The organism is Caminibacter profundus (assembly GCF_054657155.1).
The window spans coordinates 1,262,780-1,277,417 of sequence record NZ_BAAHXC010000001.1 but is presented as its reverse complement, the minus strand read 5'-3'; the positions used below and the strand labels follow the sequence as shown (position 1 = coordinate 1,277,417).

Genomic DNA, 14,638 nt, shown 5'->3' with positions numbered 1-14,638 from the left:
GAATTATTAAAAAAGACACTTATTTTGAATTTGAAGGGAAATAATGAAAGTTGAAATATTAAAAACTAATTATAAACCAACAGATATTGCAGTAGGAAGTGCTAGGAGTTGTTATTTTGGAAAACATATAATAACCCCTGAAGATGCAAGTAAGTGGGATAAAAAAAACGAACTTTTAAATTCTATTTTCAAAGCAGGGCATCATACGACTCTTATGCATTATCATTTTACTTTTTTGATTGAGGGTATTAGTAGACTTCTTATTTGGAGACTTTTACATTCTCATCCTTTTTATAATTCAGAACAAGTCTCTCAAAGATATGCAAAAATGAAAATAGATAACTTTACTTATCCAAAGGAAGCGGACAAAAAAAAATGGCAAAAATATTATGAAAAAATGTTTGAATTTTATGAAGATTTGATCGAAAAACTTACTCCTATAACTCAAGAAATTTTGCCTAAATTCAAAAAAAAAGAAGCTAAAAAAAGAGCACAGGAGTTTGCAAGATATCTGCTTCCTATGGGTATGAATGCTCATCTTTATCATACTATCAATGTAATTACAGCTCTTAGATATATAAATGCTGTAAAAGTTATTCCAGAAGCTAAATATGAAGCGAGTGAATTTGTAACTCAGTTAAAAAGAGAAATGCTAAAAATAGATAAAGATTTGGCACCGTTAATTGAGTTTGCAGAAAATGAAGATGTAGTATTTCCAAATATTGATATTGAAAAAATTAAACAAAAACATAATGTCACTAATGAAAAAGTTAAGGTTTTTGATATTGTAGATTATGGTTTTGAAATGAGTGAAAATTATGCGGGAGTTTTGAGAGCTTCTAATATTTATCTAGATACAAGTATTTTAGGTAGTTTTAATTCTTATATTAAATTATCCCTCTCAGCAGATGCTCAAAATCAACGCCATCGCCGCTCACCCGCTATTAGAGCTAGATTAGAAGATATTTACAAAAGAGATTATTATATTCCACCTGTTATAAATGGAAAATGGAAAATGGAAAATGGAAAATTATTGAGTTTATATAAAGAAGCGGTTGAATATTCGTATGATTTTTTTGAAAAAGAAAAAGAGATTTTAGGATTTAGTGAAGCTGCTTATGCACTTTTAAACGCTCATAATATTGAAATTATAGAGCATAATGATTTTCAGGAATTTGCTCATAAAGCTCAAATGAGACTATGTTTCAATGCTCAAGAAGAAATTTTTGATATTGTTTATGAACAGGTTAAACAATTAAAAGAAGCTAAAGTTAGTGTTGCAGATAAATTTTTACCTCCTTGTACTATAAGGTATGAAGAGGGTATTAGACCTATTTGTCCTGAGGGAGAGAGATTTTGTGGTATTAAAGTTTGGAAGCTTGATTTTAGTGAGTATGAAAGGGTTATTTAATGCAAGATGTTTTTTTTGAAAGAATTAAAAAAATAAATCCTAAAATCCTTGATGGGTTGAAAGAAAAAAAAGAGTTTTCTTTTCGTATAAATAAGCATAAAGCCGATTTAGAGGCAGTTGAAGCATTAAGAGAAGAAGGTTTTTCTCCAAAATCAGTTGATTGGAATAAGTATGCATATACATTACCAATTGAAGATAGAAAAAAAATAACTAAGTCTTCTACTTATACCCAGAATAAAATTTATATCCAAAATCTTTCATCAATAATAGCTGCAAATATGTTGGATGTGAATGAAAATGACTGGGTTTTAGATCTTGCAGCAGCACCTGGAGGGAAGAGTTTAATTTTTAGTGAAAAAGCAAGAATTGTTAGTGCAGTTGAACCTGATAAAAAAAGATTTTTTAGAATGAAAAGAAACTTTAAAGAACATGGTGCAAAAAATATTCAAACATATAATAAAGATGGACGTTTTGTTTATAAAGCAACTGGTCCTATATTTGATAAAGTTTTTTTAGATGCACCTTGTAGTAGTGAAGCTCATATTGATGGTGAGATTACTTGGTGGAATTTAAAAAGAGTTAAAAGATTTTCAAAACTTCAAAAAGAGCTGATTATTTCGGCTTTTGAATGCTTAAAGCCAGGTGGTGAGATGATATATGCAACTTGTACCTTTTCACCTGAAGAGAATGAAGAGGTAATAGACTTATTGCTAAATAAATATGATGAAGCTAAAGTAATTGAAGTTGACTTACCGATAGATAATATTCAAAGTGGAATTACAAAATGGGAAGATAAAAAGTATAGCGATGAAGTTAAAAAATGTATAAGAATTTTGCCTGAGAGTGCTTATAGCGGTTTTTTCTTTGCAAAAATTAAAAAAAACCCATAAGGGTTATTTAGAAAACTTTTCTTTTGCTTCTTTTAGTGCTTCAATTACATCATCAATATTTTCATAAGGAATATGTGCTTTCCAATCAGGTGTATTTTCTCCATCAAGTGAAATTCCAATACTAACAACAGGTTTTGAATTTTCTCCATATGGTTCATCAATATGTGAAATTGTAATAACACCTTCTTTTGTATTTGCAAGTGGTATTGTTTTTAGTAGTTTTGTTTTTTTCATTTTCCCCTCCTTTTTTCTTATTATATCATTTTTATAAACTTTTCAATTTCTTTTTGAAGATATTTTAAATCTTTTGAATTATCTATAATAAAATCGGCTCTTTTTTTCTTTTCTTCAATATCTATTTGATTGTTTAAAATTGCTATTACTTCATCTTCACTTGATTTGTCTCTATCCATCACTCTTTTTATTTGTAAATTTTTAGGAGCATACACTACTAAAACTTTTTGAAATTCAGGATAGTTTTGTTTTTCGAAGTATAAAGGTAAATCAACAAAATAAGGTACGTTATCTTTTTCATATTTTTCAGCGAGGTTTAGTATTCTTTTTCTAACTTCTGGCAAAATTAAATCTTCTAAGATTTTTAGTTTTTCTTTATCTTTAAAGACTATTTTTCTGATAGCTTTTCTATCAGTTGTACCAAAATTTTTTTTTATTAAGTCTTTTTTCTCTTCGTAAACTTCTTTACTTATTTTATCTGCATCAATTATTTTGTATCCATACATTTTCAAAAAAGAGGATACGGTACTTTTACCTGTACCTATTCCTCCTGTTAGTACTATTGCGTTTTTAAAGTTTGATGACATCTTTAATTTCTTCAAAAATATATTTTGGAAGAGTAAAACTTGCAATATGTACATCGGTTGTATAGTATTTAGTGTTTTGCGTAAAGTCACTTCTGTGTCTAATAATATCAGCTGTTGGGTGAAATTTTTTGCTAGCGAAAATTAGTGGGTTTGCTTTTAAGTTTTCATCTATGTAATAAAAAGGCATAACAATCCAATAAAGTTTGCTTAAATTTTTAAAGAGTTCTTTGTCAGTTAAACTATTTGGAGTTGTTATGTAAATACCATTTTCATTTAGTTTTTCATATGTTTTTATTAAATCGCTAGGTTTTTCTTCTATTATTAAATCGTAATTATCACTATTATCATTTGTATGGATATTAAATGTTGTAATAGTGATTTTTTTGAATTCATTTTTTATGTTTTCTGGAACAAGTATTTTAGTTCCTTCACTCACACATCCTCCTACAAGTGCCATCATTTCGTTTTTAATACTCATAATAATCCTTTTTTGGTTTAATATATCAAAAAAATTTGATTTTTCAAAAAATTTTGATATATTTAGGATAAAATTAGTCTTAAAGGAGTAAAAATGTATAAAGTAGATGTTGAAAAACAATGTGGTTGTTTAAAAAAAAGTAATCTAGAATTTCCAAAAACATTTGAAAATAAAGAAGAAGCTGAATTTGAGGCGTTAAAGCTTGTAAATTATATGAATACAAAATTTTGTAAAAAACACAGATTTTTTGTAAATGAAGAGGGTGATACATTTAAAATTTACTTAGAACTTTCTTGTCCTCAAAGTTAGACTCTTTTTCTTCTTTTTTATTTATAATTTCAAAAAAAGGTATTTTATGGTTGTTCATTTATGCTGTAGTGTTGATGCAGGGTATTTTTTTAAACGTTTGAAGGAAGATTTTCCAGATGAAAAAATTATAGGCTATTTTTATGATCCTAATATTCACCCTTATTCAGAATTTAAACTAAGAAGCCTTGATACTAAAAGAATTTGTAAAAAATTAGGAGTTGAGTATATTGAGGGGGATTATAATTATGAAGGATGGCTTGAGGCTGTTAGAGGGAAAGAAAATGAACCAGAAAAAGGCGTTAGATGTAGTATTTGTTTTGATTTTTCATTAGAAGAGACAGCAAAATTTGCTAAAAAAATAGGAGATAAAAAGATTACTACTAGCTTACTTATGTCTCCTATGAAATCCCACGAACAGTTAAATGCAGTTGGCAAAACATTAAAAAAAAAATATGGAATTGAGTTTATAAATGTTGATTATCGTAAAAAAGGTGGGACTCAAGCTCAACAACTTTATGCAAAAGAAAATCAAATGTATAGACAAGATTACTGTGGATGTTTGTATGGTATTTGGCAACAAAAAGGACACCAAGAAGTTATTGATGAGCTAATTTCGCCATATCCTTTTCAAATTCTTCCTTCAAGTATAGAAGAAAAGCTAAATTTTTATGAAAACAGGATAAAACTTGAAGAAAAAGGAATAAAATATAAAATTGTAAAAGAGAATTTTTTAAATTATAGACTACTTAATTTAATTATAAAGTGTAAAGTTGAAAAAAAGTGGAAAGTGATTAATAATTATGTACTGTTTTATTCCTATCTTGATAGGAAGCAAAGAGTTAAAATTGAATTTATAAAAGATGATATTGGATATGCAAACAGAAGTCAAATAATTTTTGTAAAAATTAATAAAATTAACGAAATTCTAAATAAAGTTTATAAGAGTGTAATAGAGCTTTATAAAAATCCACTAACAATTGAAGAAGAATTAAAATTAAGAAATTTTATTACAAATACTCCATATTCACTCTCCCCTATTATTGTTTTAGATGATTTTGAAAATGCAAGTTATGATATTTTTATAAATTCTAAGATTTATCCTGATAACAGAGAAATTTTGATAAAATTTTAATAAAAAAGGGATAAAATGGTTTTTGATATAAATCAAATCCAAGAAATGTTGCCACATAGGTATCCATTTTTATTAGTAGATAGAATTACTGACGTTAGAGATGGGGAGTATGTTGAGGGATATTTGAATGTTTCTATTACAAATAGTGTATTTCAAGGCCACTTTCCAGGACACCCTATTTATCCAGGAGTTTTAATTATTGAAGGTATGGCTCAGACTGGAGCTATTTTACCATTTACTATAATGGATAAAGAAGAGCTTAAAGAAAAAGTTGTATATTTTATGAGTATAGATAAAGCTAAATTTAGAAAGCCTGTTCTTCCTGGTGATAGACTTGAATATAGAGTATCAACAATAAAACATAGAGGAAAAATTTGGCATTTAAAAGGTGAAGCTTATGTAGATGGAGAGCTAGTTGCAGAAGCTGAACTTAAAGCTATGATAATGGATAAATAAGCTACAAGTTCCAAGTAGTCAAGTTCCGAGAAAGAGAGAATATGAAAGCGATAATTAAAGGTAAAATTGGAAAAAATTGTAAAATTGGTGAAGGTGTAATAATTGATGAAAATGTAGTAATTGGCGATAATTGTATTATAGAGCCTTATGCAGTTATTATTGGATATACTACAATAGGAGATAATAATCATATCTACTCTCATGCTGTTATAGGTAGTGAACCTCAAGATTTAAAATATAAAGGCGAAAAAACTCAGCTTATTATAGGTAATAATAATAAGATTCGTGAATTTTCATTAATCAATCCAGGAACTGAAGGTGGTGGTGGAGTTACAAAAATAGGAGATAATAATCTTCTAATGGGTTATGTACATATTGCTCATGATGTTATTATAGGGAATAATTGTATTTTAGCAAATGCAGCAACACTAGCAGGTCATGTAGTACTTGAAGACTATGTGGTAATTGGTGGAATGACTCCTATTCATCAATTTGTAAAAATAGGTGCTCATGCAATGATAGCGGGAGCAAGTGCTGTTGCTCAAGATATACCGCCTTTCTGTTTAGCTGAAGGTAATAGAGCAAAAATTAGAGGACTTAATCTAACGGGTCTTAGAAGAAGACTTGATGATAGAAAAATTATAGATGAATTGAAAGTCGCTTATAAAGAGTTATTTGAAAGAGGTAAACCTATAAAAGAAGTAGCAACTTTACTTTTAAATAGTGAAAATCAATATGTAAAACATTTAGCAGAGTTTATATTAAATTCGAAAAGGGGAATACCTTATGATAGAAAAATGTAGTTTTTGTGGAAGTGTAGAAACAGAAGACAATCCGCTTTTAGCAGCACCAGATAATAAATCATTTATTTGTAAAAATTGTGTGATTCAAGCGTTTGATATTATTATGGGAGCTGTTAAACAACAAAAAGAGGTAAAAGGTGAAATAAAGCTTTTAACTCCAAAAGAGATTAAAGCTCATCTTGATGAATATGTAATAGGACAAGAAAAAGCTAAGAAAATTATTTCAGTTGCTGTTTATAATCATTATAAAAGAATTCTTTATGGTGAAAGTCTAGATGTTGAAATCCAAAAATCAAATATACTGATAATAGGGCCGACTGGTAGTGGTAAAACACTAATAGCAAGAACTTTAGCAAAACTTCTTGATGTACCACTTGCTATTGCAGATGCGACATCTCTAACCGAAGCTGGATATGTTGGGGAAGATGTTGAAAATGTACTGCTTAAGTTAATTCAAGCAGCGGATGGAGATATTAAAAGAGCCCAGAGAGGAATAATATTTATAGATGAGATTGATAAAATTAGTAGAAAAAGTGAAAATCCATCAATTACAAGAGATGTTTCAGGTGAAGGAGTTCAGCAAGCACTTCTTAAAATTATTGAAGGTTCAATTGTAAATGTACCACCTGGAGGAGGTAGAAAACATCCTCATCAAGAATTTATACAAATTGATACAACAAATATTTTGTTTATATGTGGAGGAGCTTTTGAGGGTCTTGAAGAGATTATAGAAAGAAGGCTTGAGGGAGGTACCGTTGGATTTTTAGGAAAAGCAAAGGAAAAATTATCTAAAGATGATATTTTTTCTCTAGTAGAACCAGAGGATTTAGTTAAATATGGATTAATTCCTGAACTTATTGGAAGACTTCCTGTTATTGCTACTTTAAGAGAACTTGATAAAGATGATTTAATAAGAGTATTAACTGAGCCAAAAGATGCTATTATAAAGCAATATCAAGCACTTTTTGCTCTTGATGATGTAGAGCTTGAATTTGAAAAAGAAGCGCTTGAAGCAATTGCAGAGATGGCTATAAAAAGAGGAACTGGGGCTAGAGGGCTTAGAGCAATACTTGAAGAATCAATGGTTGATATTATGTTTGATTTGCCTGAATTCAAGGGATATAAGGTAGTTATTACAAAAGATGTTATAAAGAATAGACAAAAGCCTATTTTGATTAAAAAGGAAGGAAATGCTAAGTAAACTTCTTGGAGTTTTTAGTAGTGATTTGGCAATTGACCTTGGTACTGCCAATACACTTGTAAGTGTTAAAGGAAAAGGAATTGTAATAAACGAACCAAGCGTTGTAGCTATAAGAGAAGGCAAGCACAAAAAAAAGGTCTTAGCAGTAGGAAAAGAAGCAAAAGATATGATTGGAAAAACTCCAAAAGATATTATTGCTATTCGTCCTATGAAAAATGGCGTTATTGCAGATTTTAGTGTAACAGAAGAGATGATTAGATATTTTATAAGAAAAGTTCATAATAGGAAAACTTTAATTCGCCCAAGAATTGTAATATGTGTACCATATGGTTTAACTCAAGTTGAAAGAAAAGCTGTAAAAGAATCAGCTATGAGTGCTGGAGCTAGAGAAGTATATCTGATAGAAGAACCAATGGCAGCGGCAATTGGTGCGGGACTTCCTGTTAGAGATCCTCAAGGAAGTATGGTAATTGATATAGGTGGGGGAACTACTGAAATTGGTGTAATTTCTCTTGGAGGACTTGTTGTTAGTAAATCTATAAGAGTTGCAGGAGATAAATTTGATAAAGCAATAGTTGATTATGTAAATAAAAAATATAATCTTATAATTGGTGAAAGAACTGCTGAAGAGATAAAAATAGAAATAGGGAGCGCTATTAAACTTGATAAAGAACTTAAAATGCTTGTAAAAGGTAAAAATAGAATCTCAGGTCTGCTTGAAACTATTACAGTTACTAGTGAAGATGTAAGAGAAGCTTTGAGAGAACCTGTAAAAGAGATAGGCGAGGCTTTAAAAATAGTTTTAGAAGAAACGCCAGCTGATTTGGCTGGAGATATTGTAGAAAATGGGATAGTTTTAACAGGAGGAGGAGCACTTCTAAGAGGTCTTGATAAATATTTAAGTGATTTAGTTTCACTTCCTGTATATATAGCAGAAGATCCTCTTTTAGCAGTAGCTAAAGGAACAGGCAAAGCATTAGAGCAAATTGATCTTTTAGCAAGTGTTAATGAATAGAATATATCTTTTAGTTTTTTCTTTTTTTGTTTTTATTATTTTTCAAATTCCTTTTGTTAAAGATAATATCATATCTTTTGCAAATACAGTAAAAAAAGAGTTTTTTTTAAGTTTAGATACTATTTATGCAAAAATTAAATATTTTAAAACAAAAGATGAAGAAATAAAGGCTCTTAAAACTGAAAATAGACTTTTGCAAAACAAACTAGCTACATATGAGTATGTTAATCAAATATGTAAAGATTTAAAGGTTTTTAAAAAAATAGATAAACCGAATTTAGTGTTTACTCAAACTATCTCTTATGCTGCATTACCTGATTTTACTAAAATTTATGTAGATTATAATAAGATAATTTCTACTCCAAGAGGTCTTGTTTATAATAATTTTGCTGCTGGAATTTTAGTTAAAAATGTAGGAAATTATTCTTTAGGTCTTTTAAATACCAATAAAAATACTTCTTATACAGTTATTATTGGAGATAAAGAAGTACCAGGGATTTTTAAAGGAGGTATAAATACTATAAAGTATATTCAAAAATTTGCACCAATTAAAGTAGGGGATATCGTAAAGACAAGTGGACTTGACGGGATTTTTTATAAAGGTGCGATAGTTGGTAAAGTTATAAAAGTAGAGCAGAAAAAACTTTATCAAGAAGCAAAAGTAAAACTTTTCTATAATAAGTTAACACCAGATTTCTTTTATGTAGTTGAAAAAAACGTTACAATAAAAAAAACTTTTAAGGAGTGAGAAATGGATGTAAACAAAATAGAAAATACCCTAAAAAAAATGGGAATGGTTTTAGAAAAACTGGTTCAAAAAGTTGATGAAATTGATAAAAGAGTTGCTAAGTTAGAAGAAGCGAAAGAAAAAAAATTCTCAAGCCAAGACCTAAAAGCACAACCACAACCAGAGCCTAAGCAATCAACTTCACAAAGTTCAGGTGGCTTTGGAAGTAGTTTTTTAGGTTCTTTAGCTGGAGCTTTTGCGGGGATGGGGCTTTTTAATTTGCTATTTAATAACTCAGTAACTCCAAATGAGTTTGGAAAAGATATAGGAATGAGTGAAGATGAAATTTCAAAATTAGAAGACAATTTTAATGAAATAGATAGTAAGCTTGAAGAACTTGATTCAAAACTTGAAGAACTTGATAGTAAATTAACTGATGAAGATGTTATGAATACAGATTATTTTGAAAGTTATGAAGAAGATGATACAAATGATGATATATTTGGTGGGGGGTTTGATGATTTAAATGGATTTGATGAAGTATAGGTGTAGGGGGAAAATTAAAAAGGAATAATACTTACTTCCCCTTCTCTTTCTACTTCAATTAATACATCTCCTTTATGTAGGCCTTTTAATAGTTTTTTTAGTTTATCTATTGATGTAACTTTTTCCCACTTACCAGTTTTTATTGTTTTAACTCTTAAGATTTTATCACCTTTAGCAAGTCCTACTATACTAGCATATGAGTTAGGGTCAATATTTGAAATTATAACAGAATTTTTTTCTTGAGATAACTCTACACCTTTTAATAACTCAATATTTTCTATTTTTTCTTTTTTAGTTTTTAGTGCTTTTAATTTTGCTACAATTGTTTGGAAGCTTCCATTTCTATAAATTTTAAGTGTAACCTTAGCATCAGCTCCTTTAAAGGCAATTTTATTTCTAAGCTCACCTGCATTTTTTACTTCTTCTCCATCTACTGCCACAATAATATCTCCAGGCTTTAGTCCGGCAATGCTTGCTGCAGAATTTGGTTCTACTTTGTTAATAAGAACCCCTTTATCAATTCCATAAAGTTTTGCTTTGCTTGGGTCAATATTGCTAATCATTACACCAAGATAACCTCTAACAACTTTTCCTTTTTCTACAAGTGAAGTTACTACAAACTTCATCATATTACTAGGGATTGCAAATCCGATACCATTATTTCCGCCACTTCTAGAAATAATAGCTGAATTTATACCAATCAGTCTTCCTTTCATATCTACTAAAGCTCCACCGCTATTTCCAGGATTTATTGCTGCATCTGTTTGAATAAAGTTTTCATATGCATTAAGTCCTATAGAAGTTCTATTTTTAGCACTAACTATACCTTGAGTTACAGTCTCACCTAGTCCAAAAGGATTACCAATTGCTAAAACTATATCTCCTACTTTTACTTTACTAGAGTCTGCTATTGTTATAGGCTGTAAGTTTTTAGCATCAATTTTTATTACTGCTAAATCAGTTTTAGGGTCACTTCCAATAAGCTTTGCAGTATATTTTTTATTATCATGAGTTTTTACAATAATTTTTGTTGCACCACTTACTACATGATAATTTGTTACTATATATCCATCTTTGCTTAGAATTACACCACTTCCAAGAGCAAATTCTTTTCTTTTTTGAGGTTTGTTTGGAATATTTCCAAATGGTCCAAAAAATCTTTTAAAAAATGGGTCTTCAAAAAATCTTTTGAAACTTTCAGGTATTCTTGTTTCTACTATTTTTTCAGTAGATATATTTACAACACTTGGAATAACTTTTTGCACAATTGGTGCGTAAGATATTGCTAAACCATTTTGGTTTGGTGCTATCCTTTTTAGTTTAGAATTATCAACATTTAAGTTAATATTTGCAGCCATCAAAGCAGCTGCTAAAAGTCCTGATAAAACAATTTTCTTCATTTCCTCTCCTTAAAAGTATTTTATGAAGTATACATCTTGGTAATTAAAAAAATATTAAAAATCTTAAAGTTTGCTTAATTGATATATGATAAAATATCAATAAAAAGAGGGGTAATGGATTTTTCGAAGTTTAATGATGAAGAATTAATTGATTTTATAGAAAAAGCTAAGGTTGAGTTAATTAAAAGACGTAAAGTTAAATGGGTTCATTTAAAGACAAATGAGTGTTTTATACCAAAATTTGGACCTGCATATGTAGCAAAACTTTATTTAAATGGTGATGATATTGAAAGAGAATTTTTTATATCAAATGGAAAAGAGTGGTGTAAAAAGCAAAAGTCTTATAAAGAGGATTGGGATATAGAAATTTTTGAAAATGATGTAATTGAAGCAAGACTTATACCAATTCTTAATTAGTTAGTTACTTTATAAATGTTTAAAATTTCCTTAATTTCAATACTTTTCATCATTTTCCATTGTCCATTTTCCATTGTCCATTTTCCATTGTCAATTGGTATTATAACGGGAAAAAAAAGTTGATAAAAGAGAGTGGTGGTATGTAAGAAACGGAGAACTTGTACCTCTTATGGATTTGGATGACGCTAAGCAGTTTTTAAAAAACTTAAAATAATTAGACCAAATCTTTACATTTAACCTACCACCAAGCAAGAATTTTTTCATTTATACAATCTGTTTTGTTTTTAAACATATGATAAATATATCTTGCAAACATATCGGTTTCAATATTTACTTTTTGGTGGATTTTGTAGTATTTAAAAAGAGTGTTTTCAAAAGTATGAGGAATAATAGTTAACCTAAACCTATCAGAGAATACTTCATTTATTGTGAGACTAACCCCATCTATTGCAATACTGCCTTTAGGGGCAATATATTTCATAATTTTTGGATCGGTTTTAATAATTACATCATATGAATTTTGGTTTTTTTTAATTTCAAGTACTTCACCGATAGCATCTACATGTCCTTGAATCAAATGTCCATCAATCCTGTCACCAAAACGCAAAGCTGGCTCTATATGTACTAATTTTCCTTCTTTATAATTTTCAAGAGGCACTATTTTTTGTGTTTCAGGAGATAGTTCAACTTCAAATCCATCTGGAAAAATTTTTGTAGCAGTTAAACAAACTCCGTTTATTGCAATAGAATCTCCAATTTCAGGCTTATATTTTGAAAGAATTCTTAGTTTATTATTGCTGAAACTTTTAATTTTTCCTAGTTCTCTAATAAGGCCGTTAAACACTAAAAATACTCCTCAATAAGTTCTTTCACAACTTCAACCTCTTTTGCTTCATTTATTTTACTTCTAAATTCGCTAGCTTTAGCAATTCCTTTTGAGTATGCATGAGCGTGTTTTCTAAATAAAATTACTCCATATTCTCCATAAAAATTTATCATTTGATTGAAATGTTCAAGTATTACTTCTTTTTTTTGCTTTAGCGTAATATTTCCGCTTTGTTTCATTTCAAGAAAAATCCAAGGTTTTCCAACAGCACCTCTACCAATTGCTACTCCGCTGGCACCGGTATATTCTAAAACATATTTTGCTTTTTTGAAATCAGTTATGTCTCCATTTGCAATTACTGGAATATTTACATTTTCTACTACTTTTTTAATCTCTTCGTAATTTGCATTGCCTTTATACATCTGTTTTACTGTTCTGCCATGAACTGTTAAAAATTTAATACCTAAATCTTCTAGGAGTTTTGCTCTTTCACACGCTACTATTTCATCAAAACCAAGTCTCATTTTAGCGCTTACAGGTTTTTTTGAAGTTTTTATTATAGCGTTTACTATCTCTTTTAATTTTTCTTTATTTTCATCTTTAAGTAGTACCCCACCAAATCCGCTTCTTCTAGCTTTATTTACAGGACAGCCAAGATTAATATCAATTCCATCAATCCAGTCTATTTCATTTATAATATGAGCGGCTTTTATGGCATTTTCTATATTGTTTGCAGCAATTTGGACAAAATATGGGCTCTCCTCAGGGGATTTTTGCATCATTTTTTGAGTTTTTTCATTATTATAGCTAATAGCATTTACATTAGTCATTTCGCTAAAAGTCATATCGCATCCAAATTTTTTAACAACTGTACGAAATGGCAAATCTGTATATCCTGCAAGAGGAGCTAGAAAAAAATAAGGAGAGTTAGATTTTAGCATTGATATATTCATCAATATCAGCCTTAATACCGTTATTTCTTAAGTTTAGAAAAAATTCAAAATATTTTATATTATGTTTTTCTATAACTTCTCTTGCTAAATCTAAATGTTCATATTTTAAGGCTAAGTATGCTTTTGCAAAAGGAAGTGAACTTGCTAATTCAAGTTCAATATCAGGTGAACGAGTTTGATATATATTTTTTGCAAATTCTATTTGTTCTTTTGGAGTTAAGGTTGCTTTTTGTATTAGAAGTCCTAGATCATTATCTTTTATGTGAGAGAGTAAAATATTTAGAGTTATTGGATAATCATATTTTAAAATATCTTTTATTGAAGCTTTTTTAGCATAAATTTCAAATGCTTCTTTTTTTAATTCTTCATTTTTAAATTTTTTTAATACTTCTTTTGCAAACTCAGGTTCTTTTTTCAATTTGTTTTTTACATTTAATATAAACCAAGGATTATTAACTTTTAGTTTATATTTATTAGTTTCTATTACTTCACCATTTTTTAATTTTTCGATATCTTCTAAAAATTCAAATCGTTCTATTTTTTTAGGAATAATATTTAAACCTTCGATATTTTTTATAAATTCATTTATATTTTTTAAAACTTTTGTTTCTTTAATTTCATTTTTATAAAGTATTTTATTTTTTATATTATTAATAATTATTTCTATATCTTTTTTTATATTTTTTTGAGAGATAGAATTTTTCAAATTCAAATATAATATATAAATTAAAGTAAAAATAAAAAAGAGCCCTAAAAATAGAGCTGTCCATATGGCATTTGGCAGGGATATATTAACTCCAAAAATGTTAAAATTAGTAAAACTGTTATCTTGAATATACACAAATAACGTAACAATTGTAATAAATATTAATCCAAATATAAAAAATCTTTTCATTTGCCTTCTTTCTCAATAATTTCTCTACATATTATACAGTATTTTGCGTAAGGTTTTATTTTAAGTCTTTCTTCTTGAATTGGTTCATCACACATTTTACAAATTCCATAATTTCCTTCTTCTATTCTTTTTAAAGCTTCTTCAATTTCAGCTAGTTCTTTTTTTTGATTTAAATAGATTTGATAATCTCTACCACTATCCATACTAGCTGCTGCAAAATCCCCATCATCATTAATTTCACACTTACTAATATCATTTATTTCACTTGAAATATTAAATAAAATTTTTTCAAGTTCTGCTTTTCTCATAAGTAAAATTTCTTTGTAATGATTCACATTCATACTCATCTCCTCTCCTT

General features: G+C 28.6%; 19 protein-coding genes. 11 read left to right on the top strand and 8 right to left on the bottom strand.

The annotated features are described in order from the left end of the window. Positions 1-43: 43 nt before the first annotated feature. On the top strand, positions 44-1,411 hold the full coding sequence (locus ACYQ1U_RS06940) for an FAD-dependent thymidylate synthase (protein ID WP_459885878.1): 1,368 nt from the start codon (positions 44-46) through the stop codon (positions 1,409-1,411). Continuing rightward, positions 1,411-2,301, top strand: a complete 891-nt coding sequence (locus ACYQ1U_RS06935; protein ID WP_459885875.1) for an RsmB/NOP family class I SAM-dependent RNA methyltransferase — start codon at positions 1,411-1,413, stop codon at positions 2,299-2,301. Before ACYQ1U_RS06940 ends, ACYQ1U_RS06935 begins: the two co-directional genes overlap by 1 nt. Positions 2,302-2,304: 3 nt before the next feature. Here the strand turns inward: ACYQ1U_RS06935 and ACYQ1U_RS06930 are convergent, their stop codons facing one another. Genes ACYQ1U_RS06930 through ACYQ1U_RS06920 form a run of 3 tightly spaced genes read right to left on the bottom strand, consistent with a single transcriptional unit; the run spans position 2,305 to position 3,600 of the window. Further along, positions 2,305-2,535 carry a hypothetical protein gene (locus ACYQ1U_RS06930; RefSeq protein WP_459885872.1) on the bottom strand — a complete coding sequence of 77 codons (231 nt, stop codon included), beginning with the start codon at positions 2,533-2,535 and terminating at the stop codon, positions 2,305-2,307. Between the two features lie 20 nt (positions 2,536-2,555). Continuing rightward, positions 2,556-3,122, bottom strand: a complete 567-nt coding sequence (gene coaE / locus ACYQ1U_RS06925; RefSeq protein ID WP_459886419.1) for a dephospho-CoA kinase — start codon at positions 3,120-3,122, stop codon at positions 2,556-2,558. Continuing rightward, positions 3,106-3,600 carry a class I SAM-dependent methyltransferase gene (locus tag ACYQ1U_RS06920; RefSeq protein WP_459885869.1) on the bottom strand — a complete coding sequence of 165 codons (495 nt, stop codon included), beginning with the start codon at positions 3,598-3,600 and terminating at the stop codon, positions 3,106-3,108. Before ACYQ1U_RS06920 ends, coaE begins: the two co-directional genes overlap by 17 nt. Before the next feature lie 93 nt (positions 3,601-3,693). Between ACYQ1U_RS06920 and ACYQ1U_RS06915 the strand changes: the two genes are divergently transcribed. From ACYQ1U_RS06915 to ACYQ1U_RS06880, 8 genes are read left to right on the top strand one after another with little or no spacing between them, the layout of a single operon-like run. Then, positions 3,694-3,909, top strand: coding sequence for a hypothetical protein (locus ACYQ1U_RS06915; protein ID WP_459885866.1), 216 nt, complete (start codon positions 3,694-3,696; stop codon positions 3,907-3,909). A 46-nt stretch (positions 3,910-3,955) separates the two neighbouring features. Continuing rightward, positions 3,956-5,041 (top strand): epoxyqueuosine reductase QueH, encoded by a 1,086-nt coding sequence (locus ACYQ1U_RS06910; RefSeq protein WP_459885863.1) that lies wholly within the window; start codon positions 3,956-3,958, stop codon positions 5,039-5,041. A gap of 15 nt (positions 5,042-5,056) precedes the next feature. Continuing rightward, positions 5,057-5,497 carry a 3-hydroxyacyl-ACP dehydratase FabZ gene (gene fabZ / locus ACYQ1U_RS06905; RefSeq protein WP_459885861.1) on the top strand — a complete coding sequence of 147 codons (441 nt, stop codon included), beginning with the start codon at positions 5,057-5,059 and terminating at the stop codon, positions 5,495-5,497. 41 nt (positions 5,498-5,538) lie between these two features. Continuing rightward, positions 5,539-6,300, top strand: coding sequence for an acyl-ACP--UDP-N-acetylglucosamine O-acyltransferase (gene lpxA / locus ACYQ1U_RS06900; protein WP_459885859.1), 762 nt, complete (start codon positions 5,539-5,541; stop codon positions 6,298-6,300). Further along, on the top strand, positions 6,284-7,501 hold the full coding sequence (gene clpX, locus ACYQ1U_RS06895) for an ATP-dependent Clp protease ATP-binding subunit ClpX (protein ID WP_459885856.1): 1,218 nt from the start codon (positions 6,284-6,286) through the stop codon (positions 7,499-7,501). The genes lpxA and clpX overlap by 17 nt, the downstream gene beginning before the upstream one ends. Next, positions 7,491-8,516 (top strand): rod shape-determining protein, encoded by a 1,026-nt coding sequence (locus ACYQ1U_RS06890; RefSeq protein WP_459885853.1) that lies wholly within the window; start codon positions 7,491-7,493, stop codon positions 8,514-8,516. Before clpX ends, ACYQ1U_RS06890 begins: the two co-directional genes overlap by 11 nt. Further along, positions 8,509-9,264 carry a rod shape-determining protein MreC gene (locus ACYQ1U_RS06885; RefSeq protein WP_459885850.1) on the top strand — a complete coding sequence of 252 codons (756 nt, stop codon included), beginning with the start codon at positions 8,509-8,511 and terminating at the stop codon, positions 9,262-9,264. Before ACYQ1U_RS06890 ends, ACYQ1U_RS06885 begins: the two co-directional genes overlap by 8 nt. A 3-nt stretch (positions 9,265-9,267) precedes the next feature. Continuing rightward, entirely contained in the window at positions 9,268-9,789 is a 522-nt protein-coding gene (locus ACYQ1U_RS06880; protein WP_459885847.1) for a hypothetical protein, read from the top strand. A 14-nt stretch (positions 9,790-9,803) separates the two neighbouring features. Here the strand turns inward: ACYQ1U_RS06880 and ACYQ1U_RS06875 are convergent, their stop codons facing one another. Beyond that, on the bottom strand, positions 9,804-11,189 hold the full coding sequence (locus ACYQ1U_RS06875) for a Do family serine endopeptidase (protein ID WP_459885844.1): 1,386 nt from the start codon (positions 11,187-11,189) through the stop codon (positions 9,804-9,806). Positions 11,190-11,303: 114 nt separating this feature from the next. Here ACYQ1U_RS06875 and ACYQ1U_RS06870 point away from each other — a divergent pair, with 114 nt between their 5' ends. Further along, complete coding sequence (locus ACYQ1U_RS06870; RefSeq protein WP_459885841.1) at positions 11,304-11,606, top strand: hypothetical protein; 303 nt, start codon at positions 11,304-11,306, stop codon at positions 11,604-11,606. Positions 11,607-11,844: 238 nt separating this feature from the next. Here ACYQ1U_RS06870 and ribE read toward each other — a convergent pair whose 3' ends face one another. The 4 genes from ribE to dksA are packed head-to-tail and all read right to left on the bottom strand — an operon-like array spanning position 11,845 to position 14,627. Beyond that, positions 11,845-12,450, bottom strand: a complete 606-nt coding sequence (gene ribE, locus ACYQ1U_RS06865; RefSeq protein WP_459885838.1) for a riboflavin synthase — start codon at positions 12,448-12,450, stop codon at positions 11,845-11,847. Next, positions 12,450-13,385, bottom strand: coding sequence for a tRNA dihydrouridine synthase DusB (gene dusB, locus ACYQ1U_RS06860; protein ID WP_459885835.1), 936 nt, complete (start codon positions 13,383-13,385; stop codon positions 12,450-12,452). The genes ribE and dusB overlap by 1 nt, the downstream gene beginning before the upstream one ends. Further along, positions 13,360-14,280, bottom strand: a complete 921-nt coding sequence (locus ACYQ1U_RS06855) for a hypothetical protein (RefSeq protein WP_459885832.1) — start codon at positions 14,278-14,280, stop codon at positions 13,360-13,362. Before ACYQ1U_RS06855 ends, dusB begins: the two co-directional genes overlap by 26 nt. After that, a complete protein-coding gene (gene dksA / locus ACYQ1U_RS06850) occupies positions 14,277-14,627 on the bottom strand; it encodes an RNA polymerase-binding protein DksA (RefSeq protein WP_459885829.1) in 351 nt (116 codons plus the stop codon). The genes ACYQ1U_RS06855 and dksA overlap by 4 nt, the downstream gene beginning before the upstream one ends. Positions 14,628-14,638 lie beyond the last annotated feature (11 nt).

Bases quoted from the DNA above. Each gene is read 5' to 3' on its own strand.
- ACYQ1U_RS06880 (WP_459885847.1), top strand. From the start codon at position 9,268: ATGGATGTAAACAAAATAGAAAATACCCTAAAAAAAATGGGAATGGTT.
- ACYQ1U_RS06855 (WP_459885832.1), bottom strand. From the start codon at position 14,280: ATGAAAAGATTTTTTATATTTGGATTAATATTTATTACAATTGTTACG.
- ACYQ1U_RS06920 (WP_459885869.1), bottom strand. From the start codon at position 3,600: ATGAGTATTAAAAACGAAATGATGGCACTTGTAGGAGGATGTGTGAGT.
- ACYQ1U_RS06885 (WP_459885850.1), top strand. From the start codon at position 8,509: ATGAATAGAATATATCTTTTAGTTTTTTCTTTTTTTGTTTTTATTATT.
- coaE (WP_459886419.1), bottom strand. From the start codon at position 3,122: ATGTCATCAAACTTTAAAAACGCAATAGTACTAACAGGAGGAATAGGT.
- ACYQ1U_RS06870 (WP_459885841.1), top strand. From the start codon at position 11,304: ATGGATTTTTCGAAGTTTAATGATGAAGAATTAATTGATTTTATAGAA.
- lpxA (WP_459885859.1), top strand. From the start codon at position 5,539: ATGAAAGCGATAATTAAAGGTAAAATTGGAAAAAATTGTAAAATTGGT.
- fabZ (WP_459885861.1), top strand. From the start codon at position 5,057: ATGGTTTTTGATATAAATCAAATCCAAGAAATGTTGCCACATAGGTAT.
- dksA (WP_459885829.1), bottom strand. From the start codon at position 14,627: ATGAGTATGAATGTGAATCATTACAAAGAAATTTTACTTATGAGAAAA.
- ACYQ1U_RS06875 (WP_459885844.1), bottom strand. From the start codon at position 11,189: ATGAAGAAAATTGTTTTATCAGGACTTTTAGCAGCTGCTTTGATGGCT.
- clpX (WP_459885856.1), top strand. From the start codon at position 6,284: ATGATAGAAAAATGTAGTTTTTGTGGAAGTGTAGAAACAGAAGACAAT.
- ACYQ1U_RS06940 (WP_459885878.1), top strand. From the start codon at position 44: ATGAAAGTTGAAATATTAAAAACTAATTATAAACCAACAGATATTGCA.
- ACYQ1U_RS06910 (WP_459885863.1), top strand. From the start codon at position 3,956: ATGGTTGTTCATTTATGCTGTAGTGTTGATGCAGGGTATTTTTTTAAA.
- dusB (WP_459885835.1), bottom strand. From the start codon at position 13,385: ATGAATATATCAATGCTAAAATCTAACTCTCCTTATTTTTTTCTAGCT.
- ACYQ1U_RS06930 (WP_459885872.1), bottom strand. From the start codon at position 2,535: ATGAAAAAAACAAAACTACTAAAAACAATACCACTTGCAAATACAAAA.
- ACYQ1U_RS06935 (WP_459885875.1), top strand. From the start codon at position 1,411: ATGCAAGATGTTTTTTTTGAAAGAATTAAAAAAATAAATCCTAAAATC.
- ACYQ1U_RS06890 (WP_459885853.1), top strand. From the start codon at position 7,491: ATGCTAAGTAAACTTCTTGGAGTTTTTAGTAGTGATTTGGCAATTGAC.
- ACYQ1U_RS06915 (WP_459885866.1), top strand. From the start codon at position 3,694: ATGTATAAAGTAGATGTTGAAAAACAATGTGGTTGTTTAAAAAAAAGT.